Source organism: Rhodococcus sp. A14 (assembly GCF_011603105.1).
Taxonomy (GTDB): domain Bacteria; phylum Actinomycetota; class Actinomycetes; order Mycobacteriales; family Mycobacteriaceae; genus Rhodococcus_F; species Rhodococcus_F opacus.
In genome coordinates, this window is record NZ_JAAOQS010000001.1 from 91916 (window position 1) to 107835 (window position 15920).

The window sequence follows — 15920 nt, forward strand, 5'->3', positions numbered from 1 at the left end:
GATACGCAAATCCAAGAAAGAGGTTGAACTGTGGCAGTCGAGATGTTCTACGACGACGATGCCGATCTGTCGATCATCCAGGGCCGCAAGGTCGCTGTGATCGGTTACGGAAGCCAGGGCCACGCGCACTCGCTGAGCCTGCGCGACTCGGGCGTCGATGTGCGTATCGGCCTCAAGGAAGGCTCGAAGTCCCGCGCGAAGGCCGAGGAGCAGGGCCTGACCGTCGGCACCCCCGCCGAGGTCTCCGAGTGGGCCGACGTGATCATGGTGCTCGCACCCGACACCGCGCAGGCGTCGATCTTCACCAATGACATCGAGCCCAACCTGAAGGACGGCGACGCGCTGTTCTTCGGACACGGCCTCAACATCCACTTCGACCTGATCAAGGCTCCGGAGTTCGTCACCGTCGGCATGGTCGCCCCCAAGGGCCCCGGCCACCTGGTGCGTCGTCAGTTCGTCGACGGCAAGGGTGTTCCCGCGCTCATCGCGATCGACCAGGACCCGAAGGGTGAGGGCCAGGCCCTCGCACTGTCCTACGCCAAGGGCATCGGCGGCACCCGCGCCGGCGTCATCAAGACCACGTTCAAGGAAGAGACCGAGACGGACCTCTTCGGCGAGCAGGCCGTGCTCTGCGGCGGCACCGAGGAACTGGTCAAGACCGGTTTCGAGGTCATGGTCGAGGCCGGCTACGCGCCCGAGATGGCGTACTTCGAGGTGCTGCACGAGCTCAAGCTCATCGTCGACCTCATGTACGAGGGTGGCATCGCCCGCATGAACTACTCGGTGTCCGACACCGCGGAGTTCGGTGGTTACCTCTCCGGCCCGCGCGTCATCGACGCAGGCACCAAGGAGCGCATGAAGGCGATCCTGGCCGACATCCAGTCGGGTGAGTTCACCCGCCGCCTCGTCGCCAACGTCGAGAACGGCAACACCGAGCTCGAGGGCCTGCGCAAGGCCAACGCCGAGCACCCCATCGAGGTCACCGGCAAGAAGCTACGCGACCTGATGAGCTGGGTCGACCGCCCGATCACCGAAACCGCCTAGGTTTCACTGCTTTACAGTTCCACCGAACCACCGGCCCGATGTCGCATCGGTCTCGTCAGAGGCCCCCGATGTGACATTGGGCCGGTGTTGTTTCGTGTCCGATTCCGTTGTTGCAGGCGTCCACTATGTGGTATCGCAGACCAGGATGCGGTTTCCCTGTGAGGGCGGACTAAGCTGTGTGTGGTTAAAACACCCCCACACCCACCTACTCAGGGAGTTTGCACGTGAGCCAGCCAGGCCGTCCTGTAGTTCTGATCGCCGACAAGCTCGCGCCGTCCACCGTCGAGGCATTGGGCGACGGTGTGGAGGTGCGATGGGTCGACGGACCTGATCGACCGGCCCTGCTCGCGGCGGTGCCCGAGGCCGACGCGATCCTCGTCCGTTCCGCCACCACCGTGGACGCCGAGGTCCTGGCGGCCGGTACCAAGCTCAAGATCGTCGCCCGCGCCGGCGTCGGTCTCGACAACGTCGACGTACCCGCCGCCACCGAGCGTGGTGTCATGGTCGTCAACGCCCCGACGTCCAACATCCACACGGCCGCCGAGCACGCCGTCGCGCTGATGCTCGCCACCGCCCGCCAGATCCCCGCTGCCGACGCCACCCTGCGCGACCGCGAATGGAAGCGCAGCAAATTCAACGGTGTCGAGATCTTCGGCAAGACCGTCGGCGTCGTCGGCCTCGGCCGCATCGGCCAGCTGTTCGCGCAGCGTCTCGCCGCGTTCGAGACGCACGTCATCGCGTACGACCCCTACGTGTCGGCCGCCCGTGCCGCGCAGCTCGGCATCGAGCTCGTCACCCTCGACGAACTGCTCGAGCGCGCCGACCTCATCTCCGTGCACCTCCCCAAGACTCCCGAGACCAAGGGACTGCTCGGCACGGAGAACCTGGCGAAGACCAAGAAGGGCGTCGTCATCGTCAACGCTGCCCGTGGCGGCCTGATCGACGAGGCCGCGCTGGCCGAGGCCATCAAGTCGGGTCACGTGCGCGCCGCGGGCCTCGACGTGTTCGAGACCGAGCCCTGCACCGACAGCCCGTTGTTCGACCTGCCCGAGGTCGTCGTGACGCCGCACCTCGGTGCGTCCACGAGCGAGGCTCAGGACCGCGCCGGAACCGACGTCGCGAAGTCTGTACTGCTCGCTCTCGCAGGCGATTTCGTTCCCGACGCCGTCAACGTGTCCGGTGGCGCGGTGGGCGAGGAAGTTGCCCCGTGGCTCGAGATCGTCCGCAAGCAGGGTGTGCTCATCGGCGCCCTGTCGGGTGAACTGCCCGTCAACCTCTCCGTCGACGTGCGCGGCGAGCTCGCCTCCGAGGACGTCGAGGTGCTCGCGCTCTCGGCTCTGCGCGGTGTGTTCTCCGCCGTCATCGAGGACGCGGTCACGTTCGTCAACGCTCCCGCACTCGCGGAAGAGCGCGGCGTCACGGCCGAGGTCACCAAGGCCGCCGAGAGCCCCAACCACCGCAGCGTGGTGGACCTGCGCGCCGTGTTCGGCGACGGCGGTGTCATCAACGTCTCGGGCACGCTGACCGGCCCCCAGCAGGTCGAGAAGATCGTCAACATCAACGGCCGCAACTTCGAACTGCGCGCCGAGGGTCTCAACCTCGTGGTCAACTACACCGATCAGCCCGGCGCGCTCGGCAAGATCGGCACGCAGCTCGGCAATGCCGGCATCGACATCCAGGCTGCGCAGCTCAGCCAGGACGCCGAAGGCGAGGGTGCGACCATCCTCCTCCGCGTCGACCGGGAGGTGCCGAGCGAGGTGCGGGACGCGATCTCCACCGCCGTCGGCGCCACCAAGATCGAGCTCGTCAACCTGGCCTAATCCCCACTGTGCGCGTGTCACGACCCCCGTTGTCGTGGCACGCGCACAGCTCTATGTGAAGTGAGGCGTTCATGAAGCTTGCGGTCATTCCGGGTGACGGCATCGGTGTCGAGGTCACGGCCGAGGCGTTGAAGGTGCTGCGGAAGCTCGTACCCGATCTCGAGACCACCGAGTACGACCTCGGTGCCCGTCGATACAACGCCACCGGGGAACTCCTCCCGGACGCCGATCTCGCGGCGATCCGCGAGCACGACGCGATCCTGCTGGGCGCCATCGGCGACCCGTCGGTGACGCCGGGTGTGCTCGAGCGGGGTCTGCTGCTGAACATGCGATTCGCGTTGGATCATCACGTGAATCTGCGTCCGTCGCAGCTCTATCCGGGATCGAAGTCGCCGCTCGCGGCGCAGCCGGACATCGATTTCGTGGTCGTGCGCGAGGGCACCGAGGGGCCGTACACCGGTAACGGTGGCGCGATCCGCGTCGGCACCCCGCACGAGATCGCGACCGAGGTGTCGATCAACACGTGGTTCGGTGCCGAGCGGGTGGTGCGTTACGCGTTCGCGCTCGCGCAGACCCGGCGTAAGCACGTCACCCTGATCCACAAGACGAACGTCCTCTCCAACGCCGGTGCGATCTGGACGCGTGCCGTGGAGACGGTGTCCGCCGAATACCCGGACGTGGAGACGGCGTACTGCCACATCGACGCGGCCACCATCTATATGGTCACCGATCCGTCGCGCTTCGACGTGATCGTCACGGACAACCTGTTCGGCGACATCATCACCGACCTCGCGGGTGCGGTCACGGGAGGCATCGGACTGGCGGCGTCGGGAAACATCGACGCGTCGGGGACCAACCCGTCGATGTTCGAGCCGGTGCACGGCAGCGCCCCGGACATCGCCGGCCAGGGGATCGCGGACCCCACGGCGGCCATCCTGTCCGCGGCGCTGCTGCTGCGTCACGTCGGCAGGGACGGCGATGCTGCGCGCATCGAAGCTGCCGTCGAGGCCGATCTGGCGTCCCGTGGTGACTCGAAGGTCGTCACGTCGGAGGTCGGCGACCGGATCGCCGCCGCCCTCTAGGACCGCGATTCGATCTTGTCTCCCTCGATCCCCGTGGCCCGGTCTTCGGACCGGGCCACGGGGATCAGTGGTATCGAGGCGGCCGGAAATCCCGCAGCTATGGCGAAAGTCACCGGGAAGCCGACGATTCCGATCAGTGCGCCGAACACCGGGGGAACGATCGAGGCCGCGACGAACTGACCGGTGTTCTGAACGCCGAGCGCGCGTCCGCCCCAGAACGGACCCGCGATCTCGGCGACGGCGGTGAAGGCGAGGCCGTTCGGTGCCACGGTCGCGACGGACGCTGCCAACAGCGCCGCGATCGCCAGTGGCGAGTCCATCGCATCCGTCACGGCGAGCGCCGCCATCGACACTCCGCCTGCGACGGCGACCCAGCGAAGCGGACGCATGCGACTGCCCACCACGTCGGACCAGAAACCGACTCCCATTCGGCCGAATGCGCCGAGGATCTGGGCGACTGTCACGATCAGGCCTGCCGCCGTTGCTTCCCAATGCCTTTCGGAGATCAACCACACGAGCGCGTACGTCCATACCGTGTACTGGGGCACGACGAGCAGCACCGAGACGGCGTGGATGCGCCACAGAGTGCCGCTGTCGCGATACGGATTCGCGAGCATGCCGAGATCCTCCGCGGCGCTTCGGCTCGGCCTGGGCGGATCGACCACCCAGAGTGCACAGGCCAGCGCGGCAGTCGCGCACAGGGCGGCGGGCAGCGCGAGCGCCCATCCGATGCCGTGGTCGTGTGCGACCGAGGGGAGCGTCAGCGCAGCGCAGGCAATGCCCAGCGGCAGCGACATCTGCCGGATACCCATCGCGAGTCCGCGGCGCTCGGGCGGGAACCATCCGACGACGACGCGCCCACTCGCGGCGTTCGCCGAGGCCGCCGCCATGCCGCCGAGCAGCAGGAAGGCCGCGGTGGCCGTGAGCGATCCGGACAGGGTCGCGCCGATTCCCGCGGCCGCCGTGGCCGCCATTCCGGCGGCCAGCACTCGGCGTTCGCCGTAGCGGTCGGCCAGGGCGCCCCACGCGATCAGCGTCAGCATGACTCCGAGGGTGGGTGCGGCGACGAGGAGCCCGGTGCGGGCGAGGCTGAGCCCGTGGTTCTCCTGGAGTTCGGGGATCAGGAAGGCGACGCCGTTGACGAAGACCGCCTGTGCGGCCTGGGCGAACATCCCGAGGGTGAGCATCCACCATCTGCGGGCAGTTCCGACGGCGGACGGCGTGTCGATCGATGCGGTCATGTCATCTCAATATCTAGGATTGAATTCTCATATATTGGGGATCGTGTGGAGTCTATACCCCGCGTCCCGCGGCGTCCCGGTACGGCGGTGAACCGGGGCCGATAGACTCGGCGCCATGCGTCTTGGTCGAGTGGCAAGTCCCGATGGTGTTGCGTTCGTCAGTATCGAGGGGGACGAGGAGTCCCGGATCGCGAAGGAGATCGCCGAGCACCCGTTCGGCACCCCCACTTTCACCGGCCGGAGCTGGCCGCTCGCCGATGTGCGACTGCTGGCACCGATCCTCGCGAGCAAGGTCGTCGCGATCGGAAAGAACTACGCCGCCCACGCCGCCGAGATGGGGGGAGAGGCGCCGGCCGATCCTGTGATCTTCCTCAAGCCCAACACCTCGATCGTGGGCCCCGACGCCGCCATCGTCCTGCCGAAGTCCTCCAATGAAGTTCATTACGAAGGAGAACTCGCGGTCGTCATCGGACGCCCCTGCAAGGACGTGCCCGCCGCCAAGGCTCTCGACGTGGTGCTCGGGTACACGGCCGCCAACGACGTGTCGGCCCGTGACCACCAACGCCAGGACGGGCAGTGGACGCGGGCGAAGGGGCACGACACGTTCTGCCCACTGGGACCGTGGATCGAGACCCGGCTCGACGCCTCCGACGTCGACATCACCACCGAGGTGGACGGGGTGGTGAAGCAGTCGAGCAACACTTCGCTTCTGCTGCACGACATTCCGAAGATCATCGAATGGGTGTCGGCTGTCATGACGCTGCTCCCGGGCGACGTCATCCTCACGGGCACTCCGGAAGGCGTCGGTCCGATCGTCGACGGTCAGAGCGTGAGCGTGACCATCGGTGGTATCGGCACCCTCACCAACCCGGTGACTGCCAAGCGCTGACGGCTCTCGTGTCGAAATCGGGAGCGGACTAGCCTGTAGGAGTCCGTTTTCCCAGCGTCGACCCAAGTGAGCCATGACCACAAGCGAAGTTCGCGTCCGTTTCTGCCCGTCGCCCACCGGAACCCCGCACGTGGGGCTCGTCCGAACCGCCCTGTTCAACTGGGCGTTCGCCCGACACAACGGTGGTTCGTTCGTGTTCCGCATCGAGGACACCGATGCTGCCCGTGACAGCGAGGAGTCGTACCAGGCGATCCTGGACGCGCTGCGCTGGCTCGGATTGAACTGGGACGAGGGCCCGGAGGTCGGGGGACCGTACGAGCCCTACCGCCAGTCCCAGCGACGGGACCTGCATCTGGATGTCGTCGCGAAGTTGCTCGCGGCGGGCGAGGCGTACGAGTCGTTCTCGACACCCGAGGAGGTCGAGGAGCGGCACAAGGCGGCCGGCCGCGATCCCAAGCTCGGCTACGACAACTTCGATCGTGATCTGACACCGGAGCAGCGGCAGGCGTTCCTCGACGAAGGCCGCAAACCCGTGGTCCGCCTCCGGATGCCGGACCACGACCTGACGTGGGACGACCTCGTGCGCGGCGAGACGACGTTCAAGGCCGGAACCGTTCCCGACTTCGCCCTCACCCGCGGCAACGGGATTCCGCTGTACACGTTGGTCAACCCCGTCGACGACGCGTTGATGAAGATCACACACGTCCTACGCGGCGAGGACCTGCTGTCGTCGACGCCGCGGCAGCTCGCCCTCTACGAGGCGATGCAGCGGATCGGCGTGGCCGAGTTCACTCCGAAGTTCGGGCATCTGCCGTTCGTCATGGGGCAGGGCAACAAGAAACTGTCCAAGCGCGACCCCGAGTCGAATCTCTTCATCCATCGCGATCGCGGTTTCGTCCCCGAGGGACTGTTGAATTACCTGGCGCTGCTGGGCTGGGGTATTTCCGACGACCACGACGTGTTCTCGCTGGACGAGATGGTCGCCGCCTTCGATATCTCCAAGGTCAATTCCAATCCGGCCCGGTTCGACCAGAAAAAGGCCGACGCGATCAACGCCGAGCACATCCGGCTGCTCGAGCCCGCTGATTTCGCCGCGCGGCTGCGCGCGTTCCTGACGCTCCACGGCCATCTCGGGGAGACCGTGGACGAGTCCGTCTTCGCGACCGCTGCCGAATTGGTTCAGACGCGCATCGTCGTCCTGTCCGACGCCTGGGATCTGCTGAAGTTCCTGTTCGTCGACGAGGCCGACTTCGCGATCGATCCTGCCGCCGCTGCCAAGAACCTGGGCGCCGACGCCGCACCCGTACTGGACGCCGCCCTCGCGTCGCTGGACGCAGTCGAGGCGTGGGATGCGGCCTCACTGGAAGAGTCCCTCAAGACCGCTCTCGTGGACGAACTGGGCCTCAAGCCACGTAAGGCGTTCGCTCCGGTGCGGGTGGCCGTCACGGGCTCGCACATCAGCCCGCCGCTCTATGAATCGATGGAACTGCTCGGACGCGACGTTTCGTTGTCCCGGCTGCGCTCTGCGCGGGCCGGCATCGCCGGCTAGAACGCCGCTCTCGGGCCGAAAAGGGTGCAAAAATAGCCTCTGACCATACGATTTGGTAAATCCCGGCAGTAGGCTGGTAATCTCTTCTTCGGCCCGAGGCGGGCCGCAGAGCCCAGAAGCTCAGCGGTTCGAGAACGGCCATTGGGGTATGGTGTAATTGGCAACACAGCGGTTTCTGGTACCGCCATTCTAGGTTCGAGTCCTGGTACCCCAGCGGAAGTTCGGCCGATTTTGACTCCGAACTTCTGGAAGCTATGCTTGCTGAGCTTCCAAAGCAAGACAAAGTTCCTGGCCCCGTCGTCTAGCGGCCTAGGACGCCGCCCTCTCAAGGCGGTAGCGCGGGTTCGAATCCCGTCGGGGCTACAAAAAGAAACACCCTCCAAGAAATTGGAGGGTGTTTCTCTTTATCCGGACGATGTGTCGTTTATCCGGTCTTGCGGCGGAATTCGCGTTTGTGGTCGGCAGGCCCGTGGGCCTCGTGCGCCTTGGAATGTCCGTCCTTGTGATCGGTGGACAGCCCGGCCTGATGATTCTTCCGCTCGAGTGCTTCGCGGAACTTCTTTTTCGTGTCCTCGCTACTGGCGTCAGTCATGGTGAACTCCCTCGGGTAGTCGGTTCACTCTGTGAAGCTACGCCGAGGGCACCGAGAATGCTCCCGTTTTTCTGCCCGGGATCAGGCGCGGCGGTCGGCCGTCTCCAGGTACGCGGCCGTGGTCCCGCCCACCGGCATCGCGGGCATGCCGAGCTTGGCGTGATCCCAGCTCCTGATGCGCTCGGGAACGATCCGCACGACAACCCGCTTGTACAGCAGCTGATCGATGGCGGGACGCAGATCGTCGGTGTAGGGCCCGGTGTAGCGTTCCCACACGCTGACCCCGACCGCGAACATCGCGTCCGGGTCCTCCACGATCTCCGCCCGGCCCTCGATGGAAAGTCCGCGCAGGGTGTCGTACGTCTGGCCGTCCTCGATCAGGACGGTGACCCGATCGTCACGGCGCAGGTTGACCGCCTTCTGCGATTTCGACTTCGTCTCGAACCAGATCTCGCCGTCGATCACGGCGTACCACATGGCGACCAGATGAGGTCTGCCGTCCGCTGCCACCGTTGCGAGCGTGGCGATCCGGCTCCGATCCACGAATTCGGCGATCTCCGAATCCGTCATCGTGATCTGCGATCGTTGGTTCTTCCCCATCGGCTTCTCCTGTCGCGGTGAACGGCGGTCGTGAGTGGTCAGAGTCTCTTGTGCAACGCCTCCGCGGCGGCGAGCAGGTCGGCCGCCCACCGGGCGCCGGGGCGCCTGCCCATTCTGTCGATGGGTCCGGACACCGAAATCGCTGCGATGACAGCGCCGCCGGCATCCCGTACGGGTGCGGCGACACTGGCGACACCGGGTTCCCGCTCGGCGGCGCTCTGCGCCCAGCCGCGTCTGCGAACCTCGAGCAGCACGCGTTCGCCGAACGCCGCGTCGGGAAGAATCGCGCGCTGAGTCTGTGGGTCGGCCCAGGCGAGAAGGACCTTGGCACCCGAGCCGGCGCTCATCGGCAGTCGTGCCCCGACGAGAACGGTGTCGCGGAGGCCCGTGGGCGGCTCCATCGCCGCCACACAGATGCGCTGCGTGCCCTCCCGGCGGTACAGCTGCACGCTCTCACCGGTGATCTCGCGCAGTCGCGGAAGGACGAGCGCCGCCGCCGAGACGAGCGGATCGTTAGCCGTTGCAGCGAGTTCGGCGAGGCCGGGACCGGGGCACCACAGCCCGTCGGAGTCGCGGGTCAGGAGGCGGTGGACCTCGAGCCCGACGGCCAGCCGGTGGGCGGTGGCGCGGGGGAGTCCGGTGCGCGAGCACAGTTCGGTGAGGCTGCAGGGCTTCTCGGCCACGGCATGCAGCACGCCCACCGCTTTGTCAAGGACCCCGATGCCGCTATGCTGTCTCATAGGTCGATACCACTTTCTCGCATACTGGGATCATAGCGCACCTTCGCCTCACGTCGAGTGCGTGTCCGGGAAGAGGGTAACGACATCAGGCGCACGGCGGACCGGCCCGAAGCCCGCGGTGCGAGAAGACACACAGAGGTGGAGAAGATGGCGGAGAAAGCACGCACCCTGGCAGAGAAGGTGTGGGAAGACCACGTCGTGGTCCGGGGTGAGGGAGACAACCCCGACCTCATCTACATCGACCTGCATCTCGTTCACGAAGTGACGAGTCCGCAGGCATTCGACGGACTCCGGCTGGCGGGGCGCCCACTGCGCCGGCCCGACCTGACGATCGCCACCGAGGACCACAACGTCCCCACCGTCGACATCGACAAGCCGATCGCAGACCCCGTCTCCAAGACCCAGGTGGACACGCTGCGGCGCAACTGTGAGGAATTCGGTGTCCGGCTGCACCCGATGGGAAACATCGATCAGGGCATCGTCCACGTAGTCGGACCCCAGCTCGGTCTCACCCAGCCCGGCATGACCGTGGTGTGCGGTGACAGCCACACGTCCACCCACGGCGCGTTCGGCGCGCTCGCGATGGGTATCGGCACCAGTGAGGTCGAACACGTCATGGCGACGCAGACGCTGTCGTTGCGTCCTTTCCGGACGATGGCGATCACCGTCGACGGCGAATTGCCTGAAGACGTGACGAGTAAAGATCTCATTTTGGCTGTCATCGCGAAGATCGGAACGGGTGGAGGCCAGGGTTACGTCCTGGAGTACCGCGGCGAAGCGATCCGGAAGATGTCGATGGAAGCGCGGATGACCGTCTGCAACATGTCCATCGAGGCGGGTGCGCGAGCAGGCATGATCGCCCCCGACGAGATCACCTACGAATTCATCAAGGGACGACCCCACGCGCCGAAGGGTGCCGACTGGGACGCCGCGGTGGAGGCCTGGGAGCAGTTGAAGACCGACGAGGGCGCGGTTTTCGACAACGAGGTCCACATCGACGCGAGCTCGCTGACGCCGTTCGTGACCTGGGGCACCAACCCGGGGCAGGGCCTGCCGCTCGGCGAGGCCGTGCCGAATCCGGCCGAGATCGTGGACGAGAGCGAGCGTCACGCCGCGGAGAAGGCGTTGACCTACATGGGTCTCGAAGCCGGAACTCCGTTGCGTGAGGTGGCGATCGACACAGTTTTCGTGGGTTCGTGCACCAACGGCCGGATCGAGGATCTGAGGGCCGTGGCCGACGTGTTGCGCGGCCGCCACGTCGCCGACGGGGTCCGGATGCTGATCGTGCCGGGCTCGATGCGCGTGCGCGCGCAGGCCGAAAAGGAGGGTCTCGGCGAGATCTTCACCGCCGCGGGCGCCGAATGGCGGCAGGCGGGGTGCTCGATGTGCCTCGGGATGAACCCGGATCAGCTCGCGCCCGGCGAGCGTTCGGCCTCCACGTCCAACCGCAATTTCGAAGGCCGTCAAGGCAAGGGCGGCCGGACTCACCTGGTTTCGCCGCTGGTCGCCGCCGCGACCGCAGTCCGGGGAACACTGTCCGCGCCGACAGATCTGGCCTAGGACCCAAGGAATTTAGGAGATTTTTCGATGGAATCCTTTAGCACACACAAAGGTATCGGCGTTCCGCTGCGGCGATCCAACGTGGACACGGACCAGATCATTCCGGCGGTCTACCTGAAACGAGTGACCCGCACCGGTTTCGAGGACGGTCTGTTCGCCGCGTGGCGGAACGATCCGAACTTCGTTCTGAACGTCGCCCCGTACGACAAGGGCAGCGTTCTGGTGGCCGGGCCCGATTTCGGCACGGGCTCCTCCCGGGAGCACGCCGTGTGGGCGCTATCCGACTTCGGATTTCGGGTCGTGATCGCGTCTCGCTTCGCGGACATCTTCCGGGGCAACGCCGGCAAGGCCGGTCTGCTGGCCGCTCAGGTAGCCCAGTCGGACGTCGAACTGCTCTGGAAGTTGCTCGACGAGCAACCCGGTCTCGAATTGATTGTCGACCTCGAGAACAAGACTGTGACGGCCGGAACCACCGTGGTGCCCTTTGCGATTGATGACTACACGCGATGGCGTCTGATCGAGGGTCTGGACGACATCGGATTGACATTGCGGCAGGTAGAAGCCATTTCCGAGTTCGAAAAGTCAAGGCCTTCTTGGAAACCTGCGACTCTTCCGGAGCCCACTCCGGCCGACTGAAAGTTGGAATCGGAGCCCTGTCTCCCAGATAATAAGTTCCTGAGAATGGTGCCGCGTTGTATGAGAATTGGCGTGGCACATAGACTCCTGCGGTATTCAGGTTTACCGTAGTTCGTAGTCGGTCCGATGATGGACCATTAGTTCGCGGAGGAATTTCAATGAATAAGGCAGAGCTCATCGATGTTCTGACCGAGAAACTGGGCACGGACAGGCGCACGGCAACGGAAGCTGTCGAGCATGTCGTGGACACGATCGTCCGGGCAGTGCACCGCGGCGACAGCGTGACCATCACCGGTTTCGGTGTCTTCGAGCAGCGTCGTCGCGCGGCACGTGTCGCACGTAACCCGCGCACGGGTGAGACCGTCAAGGTCAAGCCGACGTCGGTGCCGGCGTTCCGTCCGGGCGCTCAGTTCAAGGCGGTTATCGCTGGCGGCCAGAAGCTTCCGGCCACCGGTCCGGCAGTCAAGCGCGGTGCAGCGGCACCCGCCACCAAGGCCGCCGCCAAGAAGGCTGCTGCCAAGAAGACGGCTGCCAAGAAGACCGCAGCCAAGAAGGCAGCTCCGGCCAAGACCGTGGCCGCCAAGAAGACTGCGGCCAAGAAGGCTCCGGCCAAGACCACGGCTGCCAAGAAGACCGTGGCGAAGAAGGTGGCTCCGGCCAAGACCACGGCTGCCAAGAAGACTGCAGCCAAGAAGGCTCCGGCCAAGACCACGGCTGCCAAGAAGACCGTGGCGAAGAAGGTGGCTCCGGCCAAGACCACGGCTGCCAAGAAGACCGCAGCAAAGAAGGCTCCGGCCAAGACTGCAGCCAAGAAGACCGCAGCAAAGAAGGCTCCCGCGAAGCGCGCCAAGTAATACAGCGCACACAGGACTGCCCGAACACAGACAGGCGCCGACCCTGGGGGTTGGCGCCTGTCTGTGTTCGCCTGGTGTCCCGGTGAACTCCGGTCGGCGGGTCTCAGTCCTTCCGGGTGGGAGGCAGCGGACTGTCGATATGGTCGGCGGCGATGAGTTTGCCACCGGACAGCGAGAGCACCCAGGTGCTCGCCTTTCGGTTCCGCGCCGGGGGAAGCGCGATGCCGTCGATCTCCGCCCACCAGTCGAGCAGATCGGGAATGACGCCACCCTGACTGCAGATCACCTGAACTCCGCCGAGAGCGGCGATCTTGCGGACCCGTGTGCGAGTGGCCACCGGGTCGGCGGTGTAACTCTCCTCGGACAGCAGCGGATCCAACCGGACGGTCGTGTCCAACGCGCGTGCCAGCGGCTCGACCGTCTGTGTGCACCGCGTCCGGTCGGCCGACGTGATGTCCGTGGCTCCGAACGCCTCGAGCTGCGCGACGAGCGCTTCGGCCTGGAGTTGGCCGTTCGCATCCAGGGGCCGGGTGGTGTCGTCACCCTTGTACCGTTTCCGGCTTCCAGCCTTGGCGTGCCGGACCAGCAGCACGGTCGCGGTGTCGGGTGGCTGAGCCGTGAATCGACGGAGCATCTTGCGATCCATGGGGTACGACAGCTGATCGGCGACCTCGGATACGGGAAGCCACCGCATTTCGTCCACTTCGCTGTTGGAGACGAATTCGCCGGCACGGGCTTCTGCCGCCCAGTATTCGACACGTTTCAATCGGCGGTGGCCCGGAATCGGATACGTCAACGCGCCGAGATGCCGGCCGAGACGCCCGCGAATTCCCGTCTCTTCTTCCACCTCACGCAGTGCGGCCACCACGGCAGTCTCGCCGGGGTCGAGCTTTCCCTTGGGAAATGACCAGTCCTCGTATTTGGGCCGGTGAATGAGCGCGATCTCGATCTCGTCGGGATTACCGGGAGATTTTCGCCACAGCACGGCGCCCGCGGCGAAGATATTGGCTTTGACCGGTTTGCCGGGTGAACTGCTCACCGAGTTCCTTCCTTCTTCCGCGGATTCGCCGCGATCAGGATCCGGTGCCCATTCGTTTGCGCATCATGGCCTCCTGGTGGTCGCGAACCTCCTCGCCGTGGGCAGGCGACGGAACCCACCGGCCGTCGGCCCCGAGCACCCAGCACCGCGTGACGGGATCGAGCGCGGAATCGATGATCTCGCCTATCTGAGCAGTGAGTCGAGGATCTTTCACCTGCGCCATGACCTCGACGCGCCGGTCGAGGTTGCGGTGCATCATGTCTGCGCTGCCGATCCAGAATTCGTCGGCGCCGCGGAAATGGAAGACGCGGGAATGCTCGAGGAAACGTCCGAGAATCGACCGGACGTGGATGTTCTCACTCAGGCCGGGAACTCCGGGCTTGAGGGCGCAGATGCCACGCACGACGATATCGACGGGCACACCGGCCTTGGATGCGCGATAGAGCGAGTCGATCACCTGTTCGTCGACCAAGGCGTTGGCCTTCAGCAGGATTCCGGCGTCCTCGCCCCGCAGCTTGTGCGCGATCTCACCGTCGATCCGCTCGATGATTCCCCGGCGCACACCGTACGGCGCGACGAGGAGGTTGCGGTACTGCGTCTTCCGCGAGTAGCCGGTGAGGGAATTGAACAGGTCGGTGAGGTCTGCGCCGATCTCGGGTGCCGCGGTGAGCAGGCCGATGTCCTCGTAGAGCCGGGCGGTCTTCGGGTTGTAGTTGCCGGTGCCGATGTGGCAGTAACGCCGGATGGTGGACCCTTCGCGACGGACGACGAGGCACGTCTTGCAGTGGGTCTTGAGCCCGACCAGTCCGTACACCACGTGCACACCCGCGTGCTCGAGCTTGCGGGCCCACTTGATGTTCGCCTGCTCGTCGAATCGCGCCTTGATCTCGACCAGTGCCACAACCTGTTTGCCCGCCTCGGCGGCGGTGATCAACGCGTCGACGATGGGGGAGTCGCCCGAAGTGCGGTAGAGAGTCTGCTTGATCGCCAGAACCTGGGGGTCGGCCGCGGCCTGTTCGATGAAGCGCTGGACGCTCGTGGAGAACGAGTCGTACGGGTGGTGGACCAGGACGTCGCCGTCGCGGAGAGTGGAGAAGACGCTCTTGGGCGTTTCGCGCTCGCCGAACGCGGGATGCGTTGCCGGGACGAACGGTGCGTCCTTGAGGGCGGGTCGGTCGACCGCGTACACCTGCCAGAGGCACGACAGATCCAGCAGTCCGGGTACCTGGATGACGTCGCCGGGATCGACGTCGAGTTCGCGCAGGAGGAGTTCGAGCATGTGCTCGGTCATGTCGTCCGCGACCTCGAGTCGCACCGGTGAACCGAAGCGGCGGCGGGCCAACTCACGCTCGAGCGCCTGCAACAGATCTTCGTCGCGGTCTTCCTCGACCTCGAAATCGGCGTTGCGCGTGATCCGGAATGCATGGTGCTCCACGATCTCCATGCCCGGGAACAGCATGTCGAGGTGAGCGGAGATCAGATCTTCCAGCGGCAGGAACGCGTCGATGGAGGAGGGAGTCTCGTCGCGGCGGACGCGGACGAACCGGCCCACGTTGTCCGGAACCTTGACCCTCGCAAAGTGTTCGCCACCGGTGACCGCATCCTTCACCGTCACCGCGAGGTTGAGACTCAGGCCGCTGATGTACGGGAACGGGTGGGCGTGGTCGACGGCGAGCGGAGTGAGTACGGGGAAGATCTGGTCCTGGAAATGCACGGACAGGCGCTCGCGGTCGTCGTCGGTGAGATCGTCCCATCCGATGATGGAGATCCCTTCGGCGGCAAGCGCGGGACGAACGGAGTCGAGGAAGACCCGTGCGGCCTTCTCCGAGATCTCCTGGGTCCGGGTCGCGATCAGCGAGAGCTGTTCGCGGGGGGAGAGGCCGTCGGCGGACCGCACGGAAAGCCCGGTCTCGTCGCGGCGCTTGAGTCCGGCGACGCGGACCATGAAGAACTCGTCCAGATTGGACGCGAAGATGGCGAGGAACTTGGCGCGTTCGAGCAGCGGCAGCGACGTGTCCTCGGCGAGGGCGAGAACCCGGGCATTGAAATCGAGCCAACTGAGTTCGCGGTTCAGGTAACGATCTTCGGGGAGTCCGTCGGTCAGTGCGCTCGTGAGGGCACTCGTGGCAGCGGGGGGCGCCATGGGAACGTTCGTGGGATTCGCCGTGACGATGCCGTCGCGGGTTCCGTTCTTTCCGTCGACGTCGGTCTGCTGGTCGAGTGCTTCTCGGTTACTCACCCCACGATCATCCCTCGAGAATTCGGCCGCGGACA

General features: G+C 65.6%; 14 protein-coding genes and 2 tRNA genes. 10 read left to right on the top strand and 6 right to left on the bottom strand.

Annotation, left to right across the window (positions count from 1 at the left end):
* The first annotated feature begins 42 nt into the window (after nt 1-42).
* The 3 genes from ilvC to G9373_RS00495 all read left to right on the top strand — a co-directional run bounded on the left by ilvC (nt 43) and on the right by G9373_RS00495 (nt 3946).
* Nucleotides 43-1044 carry a ketol-acid reductoisomerase gene (ilvC, locus tag G9373_RS00485; protein ID WP_061700158.1) on the top strand — a complete coding sequence of 334 codons (1002 nt, stop codon included), beginning with the start codon at nt 43-45 and terminating at the stop codon, nt 1042-1044.
* A gap of 224 nt (nt 1045-1268) precedes the next feature.
* Entirely contained in the window at nt 1269-2864 is a 1596-nt protein-coding gene (serA, locus tag G9373_RS00490) for a phosphoglycerate dehydrogenase (RefSeq protein ID WP_005264744.1), read from the top strand.
* Between the two features lie 71 nt (nt 2865-2935).
* Nucleotides 2936-3946, top strand: coding sequence for a 3-isopropylmalate dehydrogenase (locus G9373_RS00495; RefSeq protein WP_005573989.1), 1011 nt, complete (start codon nt 2936-2938; stop codon nt 3944-3946).
* Here G9373_RS00495 and G9373_RS00500 read toward each other — a convergent pair.
* Nucleotides 3943-5187, bottom strand: coding sequence for an MFS transporter (locus G9373_RS00500; RefSeq protein ID WP_120659266.1), 1245 nt, complete (start codon nt 5185-5187; stop codon nt 3943-3945). The genes G9373_RS00495 and G9373_RS00500 overlap by 4 nt on opposite strands.
* A 115-nt stretch (nt 5188-5302) precedes the next feature.
* Here G9373_RS00500 and G9373_RS00505 point away from each other — a divergent pair, with 115 nt between their 5' ends.
* From G9373_RS00505 to G9373_RS00520, 4 genes are all read left to right on the top strand, one after another.
* Nucleotides 5303-6076, top strand: coding sequence for a fumarylacetoacetate hydrolase family protein (locus tag G9373_RS00505; protein WP_005574166.1), 774 nt, complete (start codon nt 5303-5305; stop codon nt 6074-6076).
* Nucleotides 6077-6149: 73 nt separating this feature from the next.
* Entirely contained in the window at nt 6150-7625 is a 1476-nt protein-coding gene (gene gltX, locus G9373_RS00510; protein WP_005574164.1) for a glutamate--tRNA ligase, read from the top strand.
* Nucleotides 7626-7767: 142 nt separating this feature from the next.
* Nucleotides 7768-7839 (top strand) — tRNA-Gln (locus G9373_RS00515).
* A gap of 76 nt (nt 7840-7915) precedes the next feature.
* Nucleotides 7916-7988 (top strand) — tRNA-Glu (locus G9373_RS00520).
* Between the two features lie 61 nt (nt 7989-8049).
* Here G9373_RS00520 and G9373_RS00525 read toward each other — a convergent pair.
* The 3 genes from G9373_RS00525 to G9373_RS00535 all read right to left on the bottom strand — a co-directional run bounded on the left by G9373_RS00525 (nt 8050) and on the right by G9373_RS00535 (nt 9557).
* Nucleotides 8050-8217 carry a DUF5302 domain-containing protein gene (locus tag G9373_RS00525; RefSeq protein WP_167113557.1) on the bottom strand — a complete coding sequence of 56 codons (168 nt, stop codon included), beginning with the start codon at nt 8215-8217 and terminating at the stop codon, nt 8050-8052.
* Between the two features lie 81 nt (nt 8218-8298).
* Complete coding sequence (locus G9373_RS00530) at nt 8299-8817, bottom strand: PPOX class F420-dependent oxidoreductase (RefSeq protein WP_005574162.1); 519 nt, start codon at nt 8815-8817, stop codon at nt 8299-8301.
* 38 nt (nt 8818-8855) lie between these two features.
* Nucleotides 8856-9557, bottom strand: coding sequence for an IclR family transcriptional regulator (locus tag G9373_RS00535; protein WP_005240398.1), 702 nt, complete (start codon nt 9555-9557; stop codon nt 8856-8858).
* Between the two features lie 138 nt (nt 9558-9695).
* Here G9373_RS00535 and leuC point away from each other — a divergent pair, with 138 nt between their 5' ends.
* From leuC to G9373_RS00550, 3 genes are all read left to right on the top strand, one after another.
* Entirely contained in the window at nt 9696-11117 is a 1422-nt protein-coding gene (gene leuC / locus G9373_RS00540) for a 3-isopropylmalate dehydratase large subunit (protein WP_167113560.1), read from the top strand.
* A gap of 27 nt (nt 11118-11144) precedes the next feature.
* Complete coding sequence (leuD, locus tag G9373_RS00545; RefSeq protein ID WP_005240402.1) at nt 11145-11753, top strand: 3-isopropylmalate dehydratase small subunit; 609 nt, start codon at nt 11145-11147, stop codon at nt 11751-11753.
* A 158-nt stretch (nt 11754-11911) separates the two neighbouring features.
* Nucleotides 11912-12607: an HU family DNA-binding protein gene (locus tag G9373_RS00550; protein ID WP_065490485.1), complete on the top strand. Its 696-nt coding sequence runs from the start codon at nt 11912-11914 to the stop codon at nt 12605-12607.
* A gap of 103 nt (nt 12608-12710) precedes the next feature.
* Here the strand turns inward: G9373_RS00550 and G9373_RS00555 are convergent, their stop codons facing one another.
* Both G9373_RS00555 and G9373_RS00560 read right to left on the bottom strand, forming a co-directional pair.
* Nucleotides 12711-13646, bottom strand: coding sequence for an NUDIX hydrolase (locus tag G9373_RS00555; protein ID WP_005240406.1), 936 nt, complete (start codon nt 13644-13646; stop codon nt 12711-12713).
* Nucleotides 13647-13680: 34 nt separating this feature from the next.
* A complete protein-coding gene (locus tag G9373_RS00560) occupies nt 13681-15885 on the bottom strand; it encodes an RNA degradosome polyphosphate kinase (protein ID WP_005259445.1) in 2205 nt (734 codons plus the stop codon).
* Nucleotides 15886-15920: the final 35 nt, after the last annotated feature.

Excerpts from the sequence above, each read along its gene's own strand:
- ilvC (WP_061700158.1), top strand. The coding sequence starts at position 43 with ATGTTCTACGACGACGATGCCGATCTGTCGATCATCCAGGGCCGCAAG.
- G9373_RS00495 (WP_005573989.1), top strand. The coding sequence starts at position 2,936 with ATGAAGCTTGCGGTCATTCCGGGTGACGGCATCGGTGTCGAGGTCACG.
- G9373_RS00500 (WP_120659266.1), bottom strand. The coding sequence starts at position 5,187 with ATGACCGCATCGATCGACACGCCGTCCGCCGTCGGAACTGCCCGCAGA.
- G9373_RS00505 (WP_005574166.1), top strand. The coding sequence starts at position 5,303 with ATGCGTCTTGGTCGAGTGGCAAGTCCCGATGGTGTTGCGTTCGTCAGT.
- gltX (WP_005574164.1), top strand. The coding sequence starts at position 6,150 with ATGACCACAAGCGAAGTTCGCGTCCGTTTCTGCCCGTCGCCCACCGGA.
- G9373_RS00525 (WP_167113557.1), bottom strand. The coding sequence starts at position 8,217 with ATGACTGACGCCAGTAGCGAGGACACGAAAAAGAAGTTCCGCGAAGCA.
- G9373_RS00530 (WP_005574162.1), bottom strand. The coding sequence starts at position 8,817 with ATGGGGAAGAACCAACGATCGCAGATCACGATGACGGATTCGGAGATC.
- G9373_RS00535 (WP_005240398.1), bottom strand. The coding sequence starts at position 9,557 with ATGAGACAGCATAGCGGCATCGGGGTCCTTGACAAAGCGGTGGGCGTG.
- leuD (WP_005240402.1), top strand. The coding sequence starts at position 11,145 with ATGGAATCCTTTAGCACACACAAAGGTATCGGCGTTCCGCTGCGGCGA.
- G9373_RS00550 (WP_065490485.1), top strand. The coding sequence starts at position 11,912 with ATGAATAAGGCAGAGCTCATCGATGTTCTGACCGAGAAACTGGGCACG.